We start from the raw sequence: 20,073 nt of genomic DNA, 5'->3' as shown, positions 1-20,073 counted from the left end.
CTGTTTATGCTCTCAAACTATAAAAAATATCCAAAAGAGAAATAGATGTTGTTTTATAAAGCTATATCAAATATAAAAATGAAGGTACACTAAGCGTCCATATTCCATAGATTATTTAATGGTTGTGAAATGCGTAATCTATTCTATCTTGCTGTTTTCGTAGCAATGAGCTTTGTGATAAGCGAAGTGTTTGCTGCGCCATTTACTTTTAAACAAGCATTAGAAATCGCATACCGCAACAACCCTGAGTTACAGGCAGAAATAGATAAAGCACAAGCGATGCGCGGTTACTTTATCCAAAGTGGCCTCTACCCTAATCCACAACTTTCATTAACTGCTGAAAATTTCGGTGGTTCAGGTTCCTATTCAAGCTATGAAGCTGCAGAAACTACTGCGTCTGTAACCCAACCAATTCCTTTAGGGAATCGTTTGGCTTATTTAAAGAAGGCAACTTATGCTGATTATTTAGCATCCTTAGCACAAATTCAGGTTCAAAAAGCCACACTCTATATAACGGTTGGAGTTGCCTATGTTGATGCATTTTATGCAGGCCAATGGCGCCAGGTAACAAAAAAATTAGTTCGCCTTAATCAAGATATTGTGGCTGCTATTGAGCGACGAGTTAAGGCTGGAGCGGGTGCCGAATTAGATTTACGCTTAGCACAAGTACGTTTAGGCGAGGCTCGGATCCAGGAAAATAAGGCAACACGAGATGAGTTGACTCAAAGAGCTAAATTATCTCGATTGCTAGGCGATGGTTTAAGAATAGATAGGCCTTTGATTGATAAAGGATTTCCCGATGTAGAATTAAAATGGGATGCTTTATTGAGGAAGCTACCACAAAGCCCGCAGCTTCTACAAATGCAATTACAACTTAAAGCCAAACGAGCGACTATTACAGCCGTTAAAAAATCAATATGGCCTGATCTAAACATACAACTGGGCGGGCGACATTTTTCAGATGATGGGAGTAACGCTGCAGTGATGTCTGCTTATGCACAAGTTCCTGTATTTGATCGTAACCAAGGAAAAATTTTGACTGCAGAAGCACAATATACCCAAACAGCTCATGAATACCAGGGAACACGGTTGGATGTGCGACAAAGCGCTTATACGCTTTTTTTACAGGCGCAACAAAGTGAGTATGAAGCAGCACAAGTGACGCGTTCATTATTGCCTTTAGCGCGTAAATCAATCAAATTAGCTCAAGAAGGTTACCAAATGGGGCGCTACACTTATATTGAATTATCTCTCTCGCTCAATACGCTCTATGAAGAAGAGCGTCACTATCAACAAGCCCATGCGGATTACCATAAGGCATTAATTCAAATCACTGGACTTTTAGGATTACATCCTACTAAGGAGAGTAAATGAAATTGATAAAGAGATTTATTTCTTATTTATGTCTCTTTGCTTTGTTATGGGGCTCAGGTTCTTTTTCTTTGTGGGCTGGCAAGGACAACGAGGCAATTGAAGCAGGGGTGCAGCATGATATTGAAAAAGGGCCTAAAGGGGGGCAACTTTTTAAAGAGGGGGATTTGGCTCTTGAATTGCTTCTCATTGAGCGTGGAATGCCTCCTCATTTTCGCGCCTACATTTACGAAAAGGGAAATGCAATTGCTCCTGTGCACACGCGACTGACCATGCAGTTAACTCGGTTTAATCATAAAAAAGAGCTGATTAGCTTTGTTCCTGTTGATAATTTTTTACAAAGTGAAGAAGAAATTCAAGAGCCTCATTCCTTTGATGTGTCGCTTAAATTAGCCTATGCAGGAAAATCTTATAGTTGGCATTATTCAACTTATGAGGGGCGGGTAAAATTGGTCCCTGCCATGCTCCAAGCCGCGGAGATAAAAACGGCAACTGCGCAAAGTCAAACCATCAAAACACAACTTAAAGTAGTGGGAAAAATTACTCCTAATCGCGACACCATGGCTCCTATATACGCACGTTATTCAGGAATTATTAAGTCGATGAATAAAAACTTAGGAGATGAAGTGACTAAAGGAGAGCTATTAGCCATCATTGAAAGTAATGAAAGTTTACAAAATTACAATATTACGGCTCCCATTACTGGTACCGTTGTGCAAAAGTATGCTACTAACGGTGAGCTAGCACAAAATACTAAACCTATTTATGAAATAGCAAATCTAGATAATGTTTGGGCTGATTTTACGTTATATCGCAAGGAAGCCCCACTGGTAAAACAAGGTATGAGTATTATTGTAATGGGAGATGAAGGAACTCCTAAGTCTACGAGCATTATTTCTTATATCGCGCCTTTAGGTATAGAGGACACACAAACGACTTTGGCGCGAGCTGTTCTCCCCAATGAAAATCGCCTGTGGTTGCCTGGTATGTATGTCAATGGAGAAATTATAATCAAAGAAAAAATAGTGCCGGTAGCCGTACGACTTTCTGCGCTGCAACGTATGGATGAGCAAGACGTGGTTTTTGTGCAACAAGGAGATTATTTTGAGGCAACACCTGTAACGTTGGGACAACGAGATGAGCAATGGGTTGAAATACTATCAGGGCTTGAAGCAGGACAAAGCTATGTGACTAAAAACAGTTTTTATATTAAGGCCGAACTCGGTAAAGAAGGCGCAAGCCACGAGCACTAAGGATAAAAGATGCTGGAAAAAATCATCCACTTTTCTTTAAAACATCGCTGGTTTATCCTGCTCTTCACGCTCATTATTGCGTTACTTGGGATCTATAATTTTCAAAGGCTTCCTATAGATGCAGTTCCTGACATTACGAATGTACAGGTACAGATTAATACAGAGGCGTCTGGTTATTCTCCTTTTGAAGTAGAGCAACGTATTACTTTTCCCATTGAGTTAGCACTGAGTGGATTACCAAATCTTGATTATACTCGCTCCCTATCACGTTATGGATTATCACAAGTTACAGTCGTATTTAAAGATGGAACAGATATTTATTTTGCTAGGCAATTAATTAATGAACGCCTCCAGGAGGTTAAAGATAAATTGCCACCCGAAGCAGAAGCCACCTTAGGGCCTATTTCTACGGGGCTAGGTGAAATTTTTATGTATACGATCACCAATAAGTCGAATGTACCTAAAGCGAAACGTTATAATCCCACGGAGCTGCGCACGATCCAGGATTGGATTATCAAGCCTCAATTGCGCAATGTGGAGGGTGTTGCTGAAATCAACACCATTGGCGGCTATGAAAAACAATTTCACGTTACCCCTGATCCGGCTAAATTGGTCCGTTATAATTTAGGTTTAAATGAGGTGGTTGATGCGCTTCAACGCAACAATGCCAATGTGGGTGCAGGATATATTGAACATAATGGGGAACAAAACCTTATTCGAGTTCCTGGACAGGTTCAAAACATACCTGATATTGAAAATATTGTCATTGCCAGTTTTGAAGGAACCCCCATACGAATTCGTGATGTAGCTAAAGTGATTTTAGGTACAGAGCTACGCACAGGGGCTGCTACTGAAAATGGCCAAGAGGTAGTATTAGGCACTGTTTCCATGTTAATGGGTGAAAACAGCAGAACTGTTTCGGAGCGAGTGGCTGCTAAAATGAAAGCAATCAACAAGTCGCTTCCTGATGGAGTCGAGGCTACTACAGTTTATAATCGTACCGTATTAGTGAATGCTACGATTAATACGGTGAAAAAGAACTTATTGGAAGGAGCATTGCTTGTTTGCATTATTCTCTTTTTATTTTTGGGAAATATTCGTGCAGCATTGATAACGGCCATGGTTATCCCTTTATCCATGCTGCTCACTATTACAGGTATGGTGACCAATAAAATCAGCGCTAATCTTATGAGTTTAGGTGCACTTGATTTTGGTTTAATTGTAGATGGCGCCGTGATCATTGTTGAAAATTGCATGAAGCATTTGGGCGAAAAACAACATGAAGCACAGCGTCCTTTACTACATGAAGAGCGGTTGAAGGTAATTGCCTATGCCACTACAGAGGTTATTCGACCCAGCATTTTTGGCGTTTTTATCATCACGGTAGTTTATCTCCCTATCCTTACGTTGACAGGTGTGGAAGGAAAAATGTTCTTGCCTATGGCGGAAACAGTTATTATTGCCCTGATGGCTTCAATGCTCTTTGCATTAACTTTTGTCCCAGCTGCGATTGCAATTTTTTTACGCAAGCCGGTGCAAGAAAAGGAAAATAAGTTAGTTCATTATATTTCGCAGGGCTATGCACGCATACTACGGTATTGTTTTCATGCGCGATTAAGGGTTATAAGTGCTGCTGTAGTTTTAGTGTTAATTAGTTTTTAATTGCTTTTCGTATGGGGGGAGAGTTTATCCCGAGCCTTGATGAGGGCGATATTGCGATGCATGCCATGCGTATTCCAGGAACGAGTCTGACCCAATCTATAGAAATGCAAGACTTGGTTGAGCAACGCGTGCGACAATTTCCTGAAGTCAAAACAGTATTTGCTAAACTGGGAACCGCTGAAGTGGCTACGGATCCCATGCCACCAAATGTTGCTGATACCTTTATTATTTTAAAACCACGAAAAGACTGGCCAAATCCAAAGAAAAGCAAACAAGAACTGGTGCAGGAAATTGAAGAGGCGGTGCAGCAAATTCCGGGTAATAATTATGAGTTTACGCAACCCATTCAAATGCGATTTAATGAATTGATTTCAGGGGTGCGCAGCGATGTGGCTGTTAAAGTATTTGGCGATGATATGAATACTTTATTGGATATTGCTGAAAATATCAGTACTCAACTTAAAAAAGTACCAGGGGCTGCAGATGTCAAAGTAGAGCAAGTAAGTGGGTTGCCTTTGTTGACCGTAGAAATTAATCGTGATGCCTTAGCCCGATATGGATTACAAATTGGTGCTGTCCAAGATGCTATTGTGATCGCCACTGGCGGGAAAAAAGGTGGGGAGCTGTTTGAAGGAGATAAGCGATTTGATTTAATCGTGCGTTTACCCGAGTCTTTACGTTCAAGTCCTAATGTATTGAGACAGATTTTTATTCCATTACCTCCTGGTAAAGATGGCACACGTCATTATATTCCCGTAAGTGAAGTAGCCAAAATGGTGCGTAGTGAAAGTCCTAATCAAATCAGTCGTGAAATTGGCAAGCGACGTGTGGTCGTGAGCGCCAATGTTCGGGGGCGTGATTTAAGCTCATTCGTGAGCGATGCCAAACTACGGATGGAGCAAAATATCAAAATACCTAGTGGTTATTGGATTACTTGGGGAGGACAGTTTGAACAATTGCAATCTGCTTCACAAAGGTTACAAATAGTCATTCCTATTACATTAGTTGGCATTTTTCTGCTGTTGTTTATGAGTTTTGGTAGTGTGAAAAATGCATTATTAGTGTTTTCAGGTATTCCCCTTGCTTTAACTGGGGGGGTATTTGCTTTGTGGGCTCGCGGGATACCATTATCGATTTCTGCAGGTGTTGGCTTTATTGCTCTCTCAGGGGTCGCAGTACTAAATGGTTTAGTGATGATTACCTTTATCAATAAGCTTAGGGAACAAAAAAAATTGTATTTAAAAGATGCTGTCTTGCAAGGTTCTTTGGCAAGACTTCGCCCCGTATTAATGACGGCTCTTGTTGCCTCTTTGGGTTTTGTTCCTATGGCTTTGGCAACAGGGACGGGCTCTGAAGTGCAAAGACCTTTAGCAACAGTTGTGATTGGTGGTATCATTTCCTCAACGTTTTTAACTTTACTTGTTTTGCCTGGATTATATTATGTCTTTCATAATCGAAGAAAAGCAAGGAAGTAAACAACACCCAAAACGCGCTTGTTTATTTTGCCTTACTATAAGACGCCGCTACATGCCGCAAACAAGTCGCGGCACGCAGGCGATGGGAATGAATGGTCAATACGTATCAATGGTTTAAAGTCTGGGTATGTGTCGAGTCAAGGTTGGTTCTACCTGTTATATCATCAATACTTCTTCTAAAGTCCCTCGTAGCTACAACTGAAGGAGGGGATTGAGCTTCTTTTAATAAACTACCAAACTGGGTGTCATTCAGCATTTCTGGTGTCGTTGACCACTTTTCAAGATTTTTCTTAGTGACCAATTCAGGCGGAATTTTGTCAGCTAACGCCAGTAGTTTTTCATGCACCCCTGCATCGATGACTCCTTCCTGTTTAAATCCAGAAAGAAGTCGCTCATTAATCTCTTTAAACGCTTGGGGAATTTCTTCGGTTAAAAGTTTTTGTTTATCTGTTGATTGAGTCAGTTCTCGATACTCTGACATTAAATAGGATGCTACTTTACTCGCCTCCTCAGATGTTAACTGGGCAAAGAACTCAATGGTCTGATCGTTATGACAATGATGAGGTAAACCTCTTACTATTTTTTGGACTTCCTGATTAGCAATTTTTTTAAACTGCTCTTCTATAGCAAAAGTGGTAATCAGATCCAGTGGTTTTATGTCTTGGTTTATCGAATACTTTTCTTGAAGTTGTTGTTGAAATCCTCTTCCCTTAGCTGTTGGTTTAATCGCGTAGTTTTCCAGTTGACACATTTCTTGTAGTTGTTTTTTAAATCCAACAACCTCTCGTTGCAATGCGCTTTTGAATAAATTATGTTCCTTTCCGATTTCAGCATCAATTTTATCTAAAACCATGATGGATTTAACAAGCGAATTAACGATATCCTGTTTTTTGGCAGTGTCAGGTTCTTTTGCAAGTTTATTCAGCTCTTCTGCAATCCCTTTTAATTGCTCTATTTGTCTATCCCTAGTTTCTTTTTTAGTACCGCTGAACCATCTACCACTTCTCTCCCTCTCATAATTGGCCACAGTAGCAGAAAGACCAGACGCTACTCGGTTTACTTCTACCTCAAATAATGGTTTAGAAGACACTTTAGACCAAACAACATTAGCAAGATTTTCACGATTTACATGAACTGGAGAAATTAATTTTTCAAGTTCTGGGTTGCCACCGGATTCTTTAAGCGCCTCTAATATCGCTTTTCCATTAGGATTGTATGCAATGTAATTTTGTGTTTCTAACGTCAGCATGGAATAATTAGGTGCTTTCGATCCGGTTTGTTGTTGTGTTAGATAATCAATTAATTCTTTAGGTTTATTTTCAGCCAAAAGTCTCACTACTTCCGTTTTAAACTGCTCTAATTTCTCATAGCCGACTTCATTTTTATGACTTAAGTTATTTGTGCTGCCACTATGCAGTGCTTCAACATGCCCTTCCAGTTCCCCTAAAGGATGCTTTCCTTTAGTTTGACGTTGGAAAAACTCAAGAAAAGAAAGGCTTATTCTATTTTGATGATTAAAAAGAGTACCCTTTTTACTCGTATCAGCAATGAAAAATTCATCAAAATGAGGAGAGTCTTTAATGGTATTATAGTTTTTAGTAAATTGTTCCGTAATTTCTTTTTGCTGCTCTTCGGTTAATGGATTTTTTAAGCCTAGCTGGGCATGATAAGTATTGATATAATCAAAGATAACTTTTTCTATATTCGCTCCTTTACCCAGCCCTTCCTTTACATTTTTTGCAATATTGGTGGCATGAGGTTCCTCATCAAAAAAAGCACCAAAATTTGCATCCGATAATTTATTGAGTTTACAAAATATATTAGCTTCAGCAAGTAAAAATTGAACTTTAACAGACATTCGGTCATTATTGCTTGCATTAACTTCCTTGCCTTCGCCGTCATAGAACACGCTAATTGCTTCGCTTTGTTTTTGTTCTTCAAGATCCCAAAACTCTGAGCTGGTTGCTGCCCCAATAACTCCCCCAATCCACTCTTTAAGAGGATCATCTTCGCCTACAGTACAGGCTAGATCTAATAAATAAGAAGCATCAATGTCCATACCGCCAATAGTACTTTTATCTACCGAAATATCTTTATTAACTTTGACAAGTTCCTCTTGGATAATTTTCTTTAATTCCGTCAGACGTTCATCGCGTGTATCGGGTTCTTTTAAGTAATCGTCAGGTAAGTTGGCTTTAGCTAAAATATCTTCTATAACTTTCTCCTTAAGCGTTTTTGGGGGTAAAATAGGAGAGCCAGTATTAGTTTTTGCATCATAAAAGGTAGAGCGTAAGCGCGAACCCAAGCCTTCGTTAATATCAATCGCACCTAAATGATGACGCCCATCTGGTCTTCTCCATTTAGATATATTTCTTTTCACACTAAATATGGGATCCTTAAACAAAGTTAAGGGATCATTATCAAAAGGAGATAACCTTACTGCAAAACCATTGGTAGCAGACTTTACAAGTGCGCTTACTTCTTTAGGGATAGGTGGATACGAGCCTTGAGTGTTCTCTAGAAGTTGCAAAGACTTAATTCCTTTATCTGTGTCATAGTCTTTTTTGAGTACCGTGATCAATTCAATGTATTGGTTTACTTGTTTTAAGCGCTCTTTTTTTACTCTCAATTGTGTCTCAAAGGCAAGGGGAGAAATTGCTCTTTGTTTTTCGATTTCTTGGATGTCTGCTTTTAAAAGTTTTGCATATTCTGCAAGATGATGTTGTGCAGAAAATCGAGTAACTCCCTCGTGTGTAGAGCCATGGAAGAACGAGTTTAACTCGACCCCTGTTTGACAGGTATTATCTAACCCAATTTCAACTCCACCAACAAGAGGCATCATTAAATGTACTTTGTTGTTCTCATCAATATAAACATAATCACAACGTTCTGGTTCTTTAAATTTAATAGGATCAGGCATCTTCATTACCCCAGAAACCTCAATATATTTTAATTATAGTGCGTTATGGATATTTTTGATGAAGTTTGCCCAAAAAAAAACACTTTTTGAGTTCGCAGGCAAAGTGTATTTTGCTAAGGTGATGACATCCTTTATGTTGAGCTCAGCTTTTTTAGGCAATAATCAATGATTTTGGGATGGGTGTTAATTAATCCTTTTCAGCTTTTAAGAGTAAATCTCATATTTCATGAGCGTTATATTAGTTGATCATCAGAAGGATTATGATATTCATTTTTTTTATTTACAGAGGATTTTCTATTTTCAATTTCAGAATATAAAACAATCCTATTTTTTCCGTTGGTTTTTGCAAAATATAAAGCTTTATCAGCAGATTCAATGAGCTCTGTAGTAGTGCGGCCATCTGCCGGGTATACGGCTACTCCAATGGAAATGGTGATCGGGCCTACCGGTTGTGCTCCATATTTTATTTGCAGCCGAGAAACCGCTTCTCTAATACTCTCAGCGCGTGTTTTAATTGTTTTTTCATCGGTATTGTAAAAAGCAACAATAAACTCTTCTCCACCATAGCGAGCTGCAACATCGCCAACACGAATATCCTCGTGTAATATTTTACCGAGCTCTTTTAAAGCAACATCTCCTGCATCATGACCGTAAGTATCATTTATTTTTTTGAAGTGATCCAAGTCTAACATTAAGAGTGAAATTGGACTTTTTGTCCGCTCGGATTGATGGATTTGTTTTAAAAGAAAGTCTTCTAAGTAACGGCGATTATATAGTCCCGTTAATGGATCTCGCATTGATTGATAGCGAAGATTTTCTCTTAAGCGTACATTCGCAAATGCGAGGGCGGTTAATTCAGAAAAAGCGGTAATCAGCAGTTGCTGATTTTGTGAAAATGCAACCGCAGGTTCTTCAGACATTTCCATGTACAATAAGCCGTAAATATCATTTTGAGCCATTAATGGAATACAAAGGAATGCTAAAGTTTGCTCACTGGACGTGTTCACATGGTTGCAAATTAACTCATCACGAGAATGGATTACTTGATGCATCTTTCCCAAGCGAATTGCCCAGCAATCATTAGGTAGAAACGTAGTTTCTTGGGGGTTTGGTTTCCCCCAGGTTGTAGCTATTTCTAAATAGTTTTTTGATGGGTGCATGATATATAAATAGCCACTTGCAAAATGGAGTATGCGTTGACAATATTTTGTCATCACCTTACTTAATTCTTCTTGAGAGCTACATGCAAGCATAATATCACTCATCTCAACAAGCAGTGTAATTTGCTCGTTTTTATCTTGTAATGCTTGCATCCCTGCATGGAGTTTTTTGTAAGACTCCTTTAGTTCGATTTGTTCTTGAATATGTTTGGTAATATTGCGGATAATATGTACTGTTCCGTGGGTCTCATTATTTTCATTTTTAATCAAACTGGAGGTAATTTCATAGACATTAAGCTCTTTGTTGACCTCAAACTCAATATTTCGTACCAATTCCCCACTTTTTAGGGAGTCATTCCACTGCTCCATTAATTTCCTTTTTGCGGAAGTGGCCGCACTCGTAAGGATGTCATCCAGGGTCATGCCAATAGTTATCGGATGGCCAAAGAGACGTTTAAACTCACGTTGATATGCTTCATTAATCATCATATAACGGTAGTGATTGTCCAAAGCAGCAATCATATCCGTGGCCCCTTCTAAAATACTTCTTAATTGGCTTTCAACATTTTTCCTATGATGCTCTGCTCTAAGACTTCTAGATAACTCCCTATTTGCCAATGCAAATGCAATGATTAAACCACAAAAACTAATTATTTTTCCTATGATAATGGCAATATTTGTTGTTTTCGCACTATTGAGTGCGACCTGATTTCTTTCCTTTAATAAAACGAGTTCAATCGATTTTATTTCTTGAGCAACGCCCTTAATTTGATTAGAAAGATCTTGTTTTTGTAGAAAAAAATCCTTTTCCTCTGGAGTATTGAGTTTATTATTTATTTTTAATTGAATGGCTTGGTTTAATTGTTTGAGTCTTTGAATGGTTAAGTCGTGAAAATGAGTGATTCGTTGCGTTTGTGACGAATTATCCCTAATTAAATGAAATAAATTATCAAAGTCTTCTTTTAGGTCAAATTTCATTTTATCAATATTTATCATAAGTTGCTCATCATCAGAGAGAAGATAAGCCTCTAGCTCAGAATCAATATCGATAATGGTTATTAATATTTTATCGGTAGCTTGAATGACTTGATAGGTATGAGCAACCCATCTGTTGGCATCAAGCATTTTATTTACTTCATGATAGGATAAAATCCCAATGCCTGATACAAGTGCAAGTGCAGGGATAAAAATAATATAAAGTAAAAACTTATTAAATTTAGAAGATGAGATGCTGTTGTCGTCCATAACAATTTCTGAATCAGTTCTCTTATACAAATTATACATTACTATTTATAGAATCATTGAACCAGTGCTTTTATAGGAATTTCTACGTTATTTACAATAGGTTAGGGATTTTATTCTATGATAATACACAAAGTTATCCACAGGATAATAATGCCTCAAAATAAGTCATTATAAAAAATCAATTTATTTTCAATAAGTTATTGTAAATATTGTCACTGCCGTTGCCGCCTCATGCAAAGTTATTCACAATTAATAAAAGTGAATTATCTAACAGAATCAATCCTGTGTTAAAATCACTTTGCAATAGAGGATTGCAATGGTTAAATAGTGATTATTAATATAATGAATGCAAAAACAATGAATGATGTATCTGAACGAAAACTACTAGCTGAATTTACCGAAAAAGCGTATCTGGATTACTCCATGTACGTTATCCTGGATAGAGCTTTGCCTCATATTGCAGATGGATTAAAACCAGTGCAAAGACGCATTGTTTATGCAATGTCTGAATTAGGACTAAAAGCTACTGCCAAATATAAAAAGTCAGCACGTACCGTTGGGGATGTATTAGGCAAATTTCATCCGCATGGAGATAGTGCTTGCTATGAGGCGATGGTGCTTATGGCGCAGCCATTCTCCTATCGTTATCCTTTTGTGGACGGACAGGGAAACTGGGGTTCTCCTGATGATCCCAAGTCTTTTGCTGCAATGCGATATACGGAAGCGCGACTCTCGCGCTATGCGGAAGTTTTATTAGCAGAGCTTTTACAAGGAACTGTGGATTGGGTTGATAATTTTGATGGCACATTACAAGAGCCCTCTTTGTTGCCAGCACGCTTACCTAATATTTTATTAAATGGTGCCACAGGTATCGCCGTGGGCATGGCTTCCGATATTTTGCCGCATAATTTAACAGAGGTTGCCAATGCATGCGTGCACTTATTGGATGATCCCCATGCAGATCTCGCCACGGTTACTCAATATATTAAAGGTCCCGATTTCCCTACTGAGGCTGAAATAATTACACCACCAGAAGCAATTAATGCTCTGTATGAAACAGGGAATGGCTCTATAAAAATGAGAGCAGTATATAGCCAGGAAAAACAAAATATAGTGATTAGTGCATTACCATATCAGGTCTCCGGAGCCAAAGTACTGGAACAAATTGCGCTACAGATGCAACAAAAAAAATTACCAATGGTTGAAGATTTACGTGATGAATCAGATCATGAACATCCAACCCGGTTGGTCATCGTTCCTCGTTCCAATCGTGTTGATATTGAAGGGCTAATGTCTCATTTATTTGCCACTACCGACTTGGAACGAAGCTACCGTGTTAATTTCAATATGATAGGACTTGATGGGAAGCCAAGAGTAAAAGGGTTGGTTGAGATTTTATCTGAATGGATAGTCTATCGGATCTCTGTAGTAAAAAGACGATTGGAGTATCGTTTGGCAAAAGTTTTAGATCGCATACATGTGCTCGAAGGATTGCTTATTGCTTATCTGAATATCGATGAAGTTATTGCCATTATTCGTGAGCATGAACAGCCCAAACAAGGATTAATAGCCCGCTTTAATATCAGTGACCGTCAGGCAGAAGCTATTTTAGAAATGAAATTGCGTCATTTAGCAAAGTTAGAAGAAATAAAATTGCGCGGAGAACTGGATGAGCTTTGCACCGAAAGAGATAATTTGCAAGATATTTTAGCTTCAGAGCAGCGCCTAAAACAATTAGTGAAAGAAGAAATCATTAAAGACCGAGATGAGTTTGGTGATGTGCGTCGTTCACCTATTATTGTTCGGCAGGAATCGCAAGCATTAAAAGAAGAAGATATTCTACCTAACGAGCCTATTACAGTAGTACTTTCAAAAAAAGGATGGGTTAGGGCCGCAAAGGGACATGATGTAAATGGTTGTGAATTGAGCTATAAAGCAGGCGATGATTTTAAAGCGCAGGCCATAGCACGCTCAAATCAACAAATCCTCTTTTTTGATAGCGAAGGAAAAGTCTATTCTTTGCCAGGGCATGTGTTACCTTCAGCACGGGGGCAAGGAGAGCCTTTAACCGGAAAACTTAATCCAGCTGAAGGCGCTTTGTTTGAAGCTGCTGTAGGTGGTGAAGCAGAACAGTTCGTGCTATTAGCAAGTGATGCAGGATATGGCTTTATTGCGAAAATCGGTGACCTTTATGTAAAAAATCGCAATGGTAAGGCCTGTATTAAGCTTCCTGAAACGAGTCATATTTTACCTCCTCGAATCCTCCCTAAACATGACGAGCTTTACATTGCTTGTGCTACTAATGCGGGGCGACTGCTTATTTGCTCTACGAAAGAAATTCCAGAATTATCGCGTGGAAAGGGAAATAAATTAATTAGTATCCCTGCTGCTAAAGCCGCATCTCGCGAAGAATATGTAATCGACGTACAAGTTTTAACTGCTGCGGATACACTTACCGTCCATGCGGGTAAACGTCATTTTACTTTAAAGGGGGCTGATCTTGAACATTATAAAGGTGAACGTGGACGTAGAGGAAATAGGTTGCCGCGCGGCTTGCAAAATGTAACGCAATTACAAGTTATTACATCTGATTCTAATCCTTAGAAAAAATGAACCTAATAATCTTGGAGAAAAAGTGATATGAGAGCCATTTTTATCCAAGATGTATCAAATATGTTTTTTATGTGTCATGAAACAAATTCAGCTGTTCGGGTAAGACCATCATTCACGAATTGTTGATTTTTAACGACTAAAATATTGTCCAGATTTGATCTATTAAATAGTTCTTAGTAATGATACAGTACGGAGACATAATAACAGCTAATACCATTCCATGATGGGGAGCAAATTTTAAGAGGGAAATATTAGCATTCATGTTAAAGATTTTTACTCTTGCCATGAGCCTGATGCTTAGTGCTTGTATGGTTGGTCCAAATTATAAAGAACCTATAAAGCCAGTCGCAGCGCATTGGCCAAAGAAAAATGCATCAGTTAAAGAAACTCCATTCAAAGATACTCAATGGTGGCAGGTATTTCATGATCCAGTGCTGACTTCTTTAATTTACCAAGGTTACCATAACAATCTCACACTACAGTCTGCAGGGGTGCGGGTTTTGCAAACCAGAGCCTTACTCGCTCAATCTGTTGGAGAGCTTTATCCACAGCAGCAAGCAGTGGTTAGCAATTTTAATTATTACCAAATTGGCGGTAGTGAGCTACAAACAGTTTTACCTTCCTCTTTAGAAACTTTATCATTGGGATTTTCAGCGAATTGGGAAATTGATTTTTGGGGTAAATATCGACGAGCCATTCAGGCTAATGATGCTGTATTTTTATCCTCTCTTGCCGCTTATGATAACGCTTTAGTGACTCTTACTGCCGATGTTGCCGCTACCTATATCAAAATTCGTATGTATGAAACAAAAATTAAGGTAACAAATCAAAACATCGTAGTCCAAAGAGAGGGGCTAAATATAGCTCGCGCTCGTTATAATGCCGGACAAACCAACCTTATTGATGTAGAGCAAGCTCAGACGGAACTTTCACAAACAGAGGCGTCACTTCCGCCTTTAGAAAGCAGCCTTGAACAACAAAAAAATGCGCTTGCCCTTTTATTAGGTACAGTCCCTAATGGTGTTGATAATCAGCTTAAGAAAAGCCGAGGGATTCCCATAGCTCCTTCAAGTGTGGCGGTAGGTATTCCTAAAGAAACTTTGGCAAGACGACCTGATATTTATCAAGCACGTTTAGAGGCAGTCTCTCAATCTGCCAAGATCGGTGAAATAAAAGCCAATCTTTTTCCCGCACTTGCATTGAATGGCTCATTTTCATTTTCTTCGAATAATATTGGTTCAAATTCTCTCTCCGACCTATTTCAACCATCTAATCGCAACATCGTTGCTGGTCCTAGTTTAACTTGGCCAATCTTGAACTATGGACAAATTACCAATGCTGTACGAGCACAAGATGCTGCTTTCCAGCAGGCTTTGTTAAGTTATGTCAATTTGGTTTTAAAAGCCCAACAGGAAGTACAAAATAGCATTACGGCCTATATTGAGGCCAAAAAAGCGGAGCGTGCGCTAACAACAGCAAATATTGCTGCAATTAAAACCCTAAAATTAGCAATAATCCGATATATGGAAGGGGAAACAGACTTTACTCCGGTGCTCAATGCGGAGCAACAACAGTTGAGTGTACAGACATCACTAGTTAGTGCTCAGGCAAACATTCCCGACGCATTAGTATCCCTTTATCGCGCTCTTGGTGGTGGTTGGGAAATTCGAGGCGGTAACGATGTGGTGCCGCAACAAATAAAAGCCGAAATGGCTACACGAACTAATTGGGGTTCTTTAATCAAAGAGAAAAATCATATGGCACCCCGAAGTAAAAAAGAAAAAATAAAAGAACTTTATTTACCTAATTGGTAAATACCAACAAGATGAAGACAGCAGCTTTAAGGTGTTTTACGGATAAAAAACGATGACTTCCAGGGTATGCTTACCCAGGCCACATAAGAAAAATTAAACAAAAATGGTATTAAGCATGAACTTTAATAGAGATTCAACATCAGTCAAAGTTGTAGCAATAATTGCGATTTTATTTTTTATTTATTTATTAACGCATTTTTTTAGTAAAAGCACGGCACCAGCCATTCCTTTACCAACGGTGGTTGTACAAAAGCCCAAACTCAAAGAAATGGTTGAGTATGTGACGCAAACTGGCACCATGGTGGCTTACAATTCAGTCAATTTGGTTGCGCGAGTCGAAGGTTATCTGGATTCAATTGAGTTTGTAGATGGAACCTTCATCAAAAAAGGAAAGGAATTGTTCGTCATTCAACCTGAGCCTTATTTTGAACAATTAAGAGCAGCTAAAGCGGTAGTAGCTGCTCAAAAAGCTGCCCTTGCCTATGATAAATCAGAATATGCCCGGCAACAAAGAATGTATAAACAACACGCTACTTCATTAAATGAAGTAGAGAAGTGGTATGCCAAAACGTTGGAATTGGCTGCAGAAGTTGATAAAGCAGAGGCTGACGAAGTAAATGCAGCAATTACATACAGCTATACCCATATTTTTGCACCATTTGATGGGCGAATCGGCCGTCATTTGGTCGATGTGGGTAATTTGGTTGGGCATGGTGAAGCAACAAACTTGGCAACTATCGAGCAGATTGATCCCATCTATGTTTATTTCAATTTAAATGAGCTTGATCTAATTAAACTAAGAGCGGCGGCACGTGCGCGAGGATTTAAACCAAAAGATTTACACAAAGTTCCTGTGGAAATTAGCTTGCAAAATGAAACGACCTTTAAATATAAAGCAACCCTGGATTTCGTGAATACCGGTCTTAATGCTTCTACTGGAACTATGGAACTACGTGCTCTTTTACCCAATAAGGAGTATGTTTTTGTTCCTGGCCTCTTTGTAAAAGTAAGAGTGGCAATTTCTGAACCCAAAAAGCAGTTCACTGTACCTGATACAGCAATTCTTTATGACCAAATTGGTTCGTACTTATTGACGGTGGATAACAATAATGTAGTGGTATTAAAACATGTAACCTTAGGTAGTCAAGAAGAAGGAATGCGTGCTGTGATCAAAGGCCTGGACCCACAAGACAATGTTATTGTTGATGGTCTACAAAATGCAACTCCTGGAAATAAAGTTCAAATACAACAACCAGCAGCGATGAATGCTAATAGTGAACCAAGTAATAATGCAGGTAAGTAAGAAAAATTTTGTTCAGTTAATTGATACAAAACGTGAGAAGAACGCAGAATGATTTCTAAATTTTTTATTGAGCGGCCTATTTTGGCAAACGTTATTGCACTACTCCTAATTTTACTCGGATTGGTTGCTATAATTGTCTTACCTGTATCTCAATATCCAGCTATTGTTCCACCGACTATTCAGGTAACCACTACATATCCAGGTGCTGATGCTGAAACATTAATTAAAACCGTAGCCTTGCCTATTGAGCAGCAAGTAAACGGAGTGGAAAACATGCTCTACATGCAATCCACAAGCACGAATAATGGCACATATACTTTAATTGTCACTTTTTCTATTGGAACAGATCTTAATTTTGCTCAAGTACTGGTACAAAACCGAGTGCAGTCAGCAATGGCTCAATTACCTCAATCGGTGCAAAAACAAGGAGTTCTTGTACAGCAAAAGTCAACTAACATTTTACAATTTATTACTTTAACGTCTAAAAACAATGAATATGATGGTTTATTCTTGGATAATTATGCAGCAATTAATATGCAAGATGAGCTATCGCGTTTACCCGGAGTAGGAAACGTAGTTATTTTTGGAACGGGTACCTATGCTATGCGTGTTTGGCTGGACCCCCAAAAAATGTTGGCTTATTCCTTAAATCCAAGCGAAGTTCTTGAAGCCATCAGCCACCAGAACCAAGAGATTTCATCAGGACAAATTGGCGCTCCGCCATCAGCAGGGAAACCTGCTTATCAATTTACAGTGAATGTTCCAGGGCAGCTTGCTGATGTAGAGCAGTTTTCAAACATCATTGTTAAGACAATCGCTCAAAAGCCTAATCAATCTGCAACCAGTAACCGGATCAATAATAGTGCTCAAATTGTACGTATACGTGATATTGGCCGTGTTGAATTAGGTTCTAACAGTTATAACCAGCTTGCGAAATTAAACAATAAACCAGCAGCTGCGATTGGTATTTTCCAACTTCCTGGCGCTAACGCGTTAGATGTTGCCACTGAAGTGCGAAAAGCAGTGGAGAAAATGTCTAAAAAATTTCCTCCAGGGATGCAGTATTCCGTTCCTTTTGACACTACTATTTTCGTAAAAGCATCAATTGATGAAGTCTATAAGACTTTATTTGAAGCAGGTATTCTCGTATTAATCGTTATCCTGGTGTTTCTACAAAACGCACGTGCAACTCTTGTGCCTACCACTACTGTCCCAGTAACGATTATTGGTGCCTTTTTTGCTATGCTTGCATTAAGTTATTCCATTAATTTATTAACTTTATTTGCTCTAGTGTTGGCAATAGGTATTGTTGTGGACGATGCGATCGTGATCGTTGAAGGAGTGACGCAACATATTGAGCGAGGAACACCTCCAAAGGAATCTGCGATTCATGCTATGGCTGAATTAATGGGGCCTGTGATTGGTATTACATTAGTACTTATGGCTGTATTTGTGCCTGCGGGTTTTATGCCTGGTTTAACGGGTGCAATGTACGCGCAATTTGCATTGGTTATTGCTGCTACAGCATTTATTAGTGCAATCAATGCGATGACTTTGAAGCCAACTCAGTGCGCTTTGTGGCTTAAGCCTATTGATCCACAAAAGAAAAAGAATGCTGCCTTTCGATTTTTCGATAGGGTTTATTTACCTATAGAAAACGCCTACATTAGATTCATAGATAAACTGGTGCATAAAAACAAAACAGTTTGTCTTATAGGTATTGCATTAGTAGTAATAGCTATTTTTGGTTTAAGCCGCATTCCTACTGGCTTTATTCCCATTGAGGATCAAGGCTATGCTATGTTGAATGTGCAATTACCTGATGGTTCGAGTTTGGAGCGCACGGAAGCTTTGATGCATGATTTAAGTGAACAAGTATCTAAAATTGATGGGGTTGAAAATGTGATCACCATCGATGGTATTTCACTTTTAGATAACAGCGCAAGTCTTCCAAATGGCGCGGCACTGTATGTTATGTTTAAAGATTGGAGTGTGCGTGGTAAAAAAGAAGATTTACTGGAAATGTATAAAAAGCTAAATGCCGTCGCACAGAAAAATTTAGGAGCTAAAATCTTAGTGATGATCCCTCCGGCTATTCAAGGGTTAGGGAACGCTGGTGGCTTCCAAATGCAAGTTGAATTGCAAGATGGTTCTTTTGATTATCGAAAATTACAAACAGCCACAGACGAATTAATTCGTTATGCAATGCAGCAGCCTGAACTCCAGCGAATGATGACTTCATTTCGAGCATCAGTGCCACAACTTTCAGCACCAATCAATAGAGTAAAAGCAGAAACATTAGGTGTTTCTATTGGTGATGCATCTGATGCGTTACAAACTTATCTGGGTTCATCTTACGTCAATCTTTTTACAAAATTTGGACAAGTATTTCAAGTCTATGTACAGGCGGATGCTCCTTGGCGGATGTCTATTGAAGATGTGCGTAATTATTACGTTAAAAATAAGTCTGGTGAGATGGTTCCTTTAGGAACACTAACGGATATGACCTCTACTACAGGACCTTCTATTATTTCTCTTTATAACCTGTATCCCTCAAGTAATATTTATGGTATGGCTGCACAAGGCTATAGTTCAGGCCAGGCGATGGAGGCTCTGGAAAAAGTAGCTCATCAAGTATTGCCTGCGGGGATCTCTTTTGAATGGACGAGTACCGCATATCAAGAAAAAATCGCTGGGAACCTGAGTTACTATATTTTTATGTTGTCGTTGATATTGGTGTATCTCATCTTGGCGGGTCAGTATGAAAACTGGGTTGCTCCAGCCGCAATTTTATTAAGTGTTCCATTAGCGTTAATTGGTACGGTATTTGCCTTATCTGCTTTGGGAATAGCAAACAATATGTATACACAAATTGGGGTTTTATTGCTTATTGCTTTGGCGGCGAAAAATGCTATTTTGATCGTTGAAGTGGCACGTGAACAACATGAATATCATAATAAATCCGTCATGGAGGCCGCGGTGCTGGGCGCCAAAACACGTTTTCGGCCCATTTTAATGACCTCCTTTGCCTTTATTCTTGGTGTGATGCCATTAGTATTTGCTACAGGTGCTGGTGCTAATGCCCGTAAGTCTATTGGCATTGCTGTATGCAGTGGTATGCTGGCCTCTACATGTCTGGCAGTAGTTTTTGTGCCCGCTTTTTATGTGATGTTACAAAGCTGGCATGAACGTAGAAAAGCGAAGAAGAATAAAGGGCCTTAAAAATAAAGCAGCCTAATTCTGCAATATCGCACAGT

At 39.0% G+C, this 20,073-nt stretch carries 9 protein-coding genes and 1 pseudogene; 8 read left to right on the top strand and 2 right to left on the bottom strand.

What is annotated here, in order from left to right:
• The first annotated feature begins 129 nt into the window (after window positions 1-129).
• The 4 genes and pseudogenes from EL220_RS17640 (at window position 130) to EL220_RS18305 (ending at window position 5,879) form a co-directional block, all read left to right on the top strand.
• Window positions 130-1,374 carry a TolC family protein gene (locus tag EL220_RS17640; protein WP_027270444.1) on the top strand — a complete coding sequence of 415 codons (1,245 nt, stop codon included), beginning with the start codon at window positions 130-132 and terminating at the stop codon, window positions 1,372-1,374.
• On the top strand, window positions 1,371-2,624 hold the full coding sequence (locus tag EL220_RS17635; RefSeq protein WP_027270445.1) for an efflux RND transporter periplasmic adaptor subunit: 1,254 nt from the start codon (window positions 1,371-1,373) through the stop codon (window positions 2,622-2,624). Before EL220_RS17640 ends, EL220_RS17635 begins: the two co-directional genes overlap by 4 nt.
• A 9-nt stretch (window positions 2,625-2,633) precedes the next feature.
• Window positions 2,634-5,761: pseudogene (locus tag EL220_RS17630) on the top strand (efflux RND transporter permease subunit).
• Window positions 5,727-5,879, top strand: coding sequence for a hypothetical protein (locus EL220_RS18305; RefSeq protein WP_155833965.1), 153 nt, complete (start codon window positions 5,727-5,729; stop codon window positions 5,877-5,879). Before EL220_RS17630 ends, EL220_RS18305 begins: the two are co-directional and overlap by 35 nt.
• On the opposite strand, the gene EL220_RS17625 is transcribed toward EL220_RS18305, so the two are convergent.
• Both EL220_RS17625 and EL220_RS17620 read right to left on the bottom strand, forming a co-directional pair.
• Window positions 5,868-8,681 carry a hypothetical protein gene (locus tag EL220_RS17625; RefSeq protein WP_027270447.1) on the bottom strand — a complete coding sequence of 938 codons (2,814 nt, stop codon included), beginning with the start codon at window positions 8,679-8,681 and terminating at the stop codon, window positions 5,868-5,870. The two genes, EL220_RS18305 and EL220_RS17625, sit on opposite strands and share 12 nt — an antisense overlap.
• Before the next feature lie 233 nt (window positions 8,682-8,914).
• Entirely contained in the window at window positions 8,915-11,086 is a 2,172-nt protein-coding gene (locus EL220_RS17620) for a sensor domain-containing diguanylate cyclase (RefSeq protein WP_027270448.1), read from the bottom strand.
• A 342-nt stretch (window positions 11,087-11,428) separates the two neighbouring features.
• Between EL220_RS17620 and parC the strand changes: the two genes are divergently transcribed.
• From parC to EL220_RS17600, 4 genes are all read left to right on the top strand, one after another.
• Window positions 11,429-13,690 (top strand): DNA topoisomerase IV subunit A, encoded by a 2,262-nt coding sequence (gene parC / locus EL220_RS17615; RefSeq protein ID WP_027270449.1) that lies wholly within the window; start codon window positions 11,429-11,431, stop codon window positions 13,688-13,690.
• Window positions 13,691-13,959: 269 nt separating this feature from the next.
• Window positions 13,960-15,513: an efflux transporter outer membrane subunit gene (locus EL220_RS17610; RefSeq protein ID WP_027270450.1), complete on the top strand. Its 1,554-nt coding sequence runs from the start codon at window positions 13,960-13,962 to the stop codon at window positions 15,511-15,513.
• 115 nt (window positions 15,514-15,628) lie between these two features.
• The gene (locus EL220_RS17605) at window positions 15,629-16,816 is read left to right on the top strand and encodes an efflux RND transporter periplasmic adaptor subunit (RefSeq protein ID WP_232002542.1); all 1,188 of its coding nucleotides are present in this window, start codon (window positions 15,629-15,631) and stop codon (window positions 16,814-16,816) included.
• Between the two features lie 48 nt (window positions 16,817-16,864).
• Window positions 16,865-20,038, top strand: coding sequence for an efflux RND transporter permease subunit (locus EL220_RS17600; RefSeq protein WP_027270452.1), 3,174 nt, complete (start codon window positions 16,865-16,867; stop codon window positions 20,036-20,038).
• Window positions 20,039-20,073 lie beyond the last annotated feature (35 nt).

The sequence above is a fragment of the Legionella sainthelensi genome (assembly GCF_900637685.1).
Lineage (GTDB): Bacteria > Pseudomonadota > Gammaproteobacteria > Legionellales > Legionellaceae > Legionella > Legionella sainthelensi.
The sequence above is the reverse complement of the archived record's forward strand: the minus strand, read 5'-3'. Positions and strand labels throughout refer to the sequence as shown.

Coding starts and splice junctions, on each gene's coding strand:
- EL220_RS17635 (WP_027270445.1), top strand. CDS start 1,371: ATGAAATTGATAAAGAGATTTATTTCTTATTTATGTCTCTTTGCTTTG.
- EL220_RS17640 (WP_027270444.1), top strand. CDS start 130: ATGCGTAATCTATTCTATCTTGCTGTTTTCGTAGCAATGAGCTTTGTG.
- EL220_RS17610 (WP_027270450.1), top strand. CDS start 13,960: ATGTTAAAGATTTTTACTCTTGCCATGAGCCTGATGCTTAGTGCTTGT.
- parC (WP_027270449.1), top strand. CDS start 11,429: ATGAATGCAAAAACAATGAATGATGTATCTGAACGAAAACTACTAGCT.
- EL220_RS17605 (WP_232002542.1), top strand. CDS start 15,629: ATGAACTTTAATAGAGATTCAACATCAGTCAAAGTTGTAGCAATAATT.
- EL220_RS17625 (WP_027270447.1), bottom strand. CDS start 8,681: ATGCCTGATCCTATTAAATTTAAAGAACCAGAACGTTGTGATTATGTT.
- EL220_RS18305 (WP_155833965.1), top strand. CDS start 5,727: ATGTCTTTCATAATCGAAGAAAAGCAAGGAAGTAAACAACACCCAAAA.
- EL220_RS17600 (WP_027270452.1), top strand. CDS start 16,865: ATGATTTCTAAATTTTTTATTGAGCGGCCTATTTTGGCAAACGTTATT.
- EL220_RS17620 (WP_027270448.1), bottom strand. CDS start 11,086: ATGGACGACAACAGCATCTCATCTTCTAAATTTAATAAGTTTTTACTT.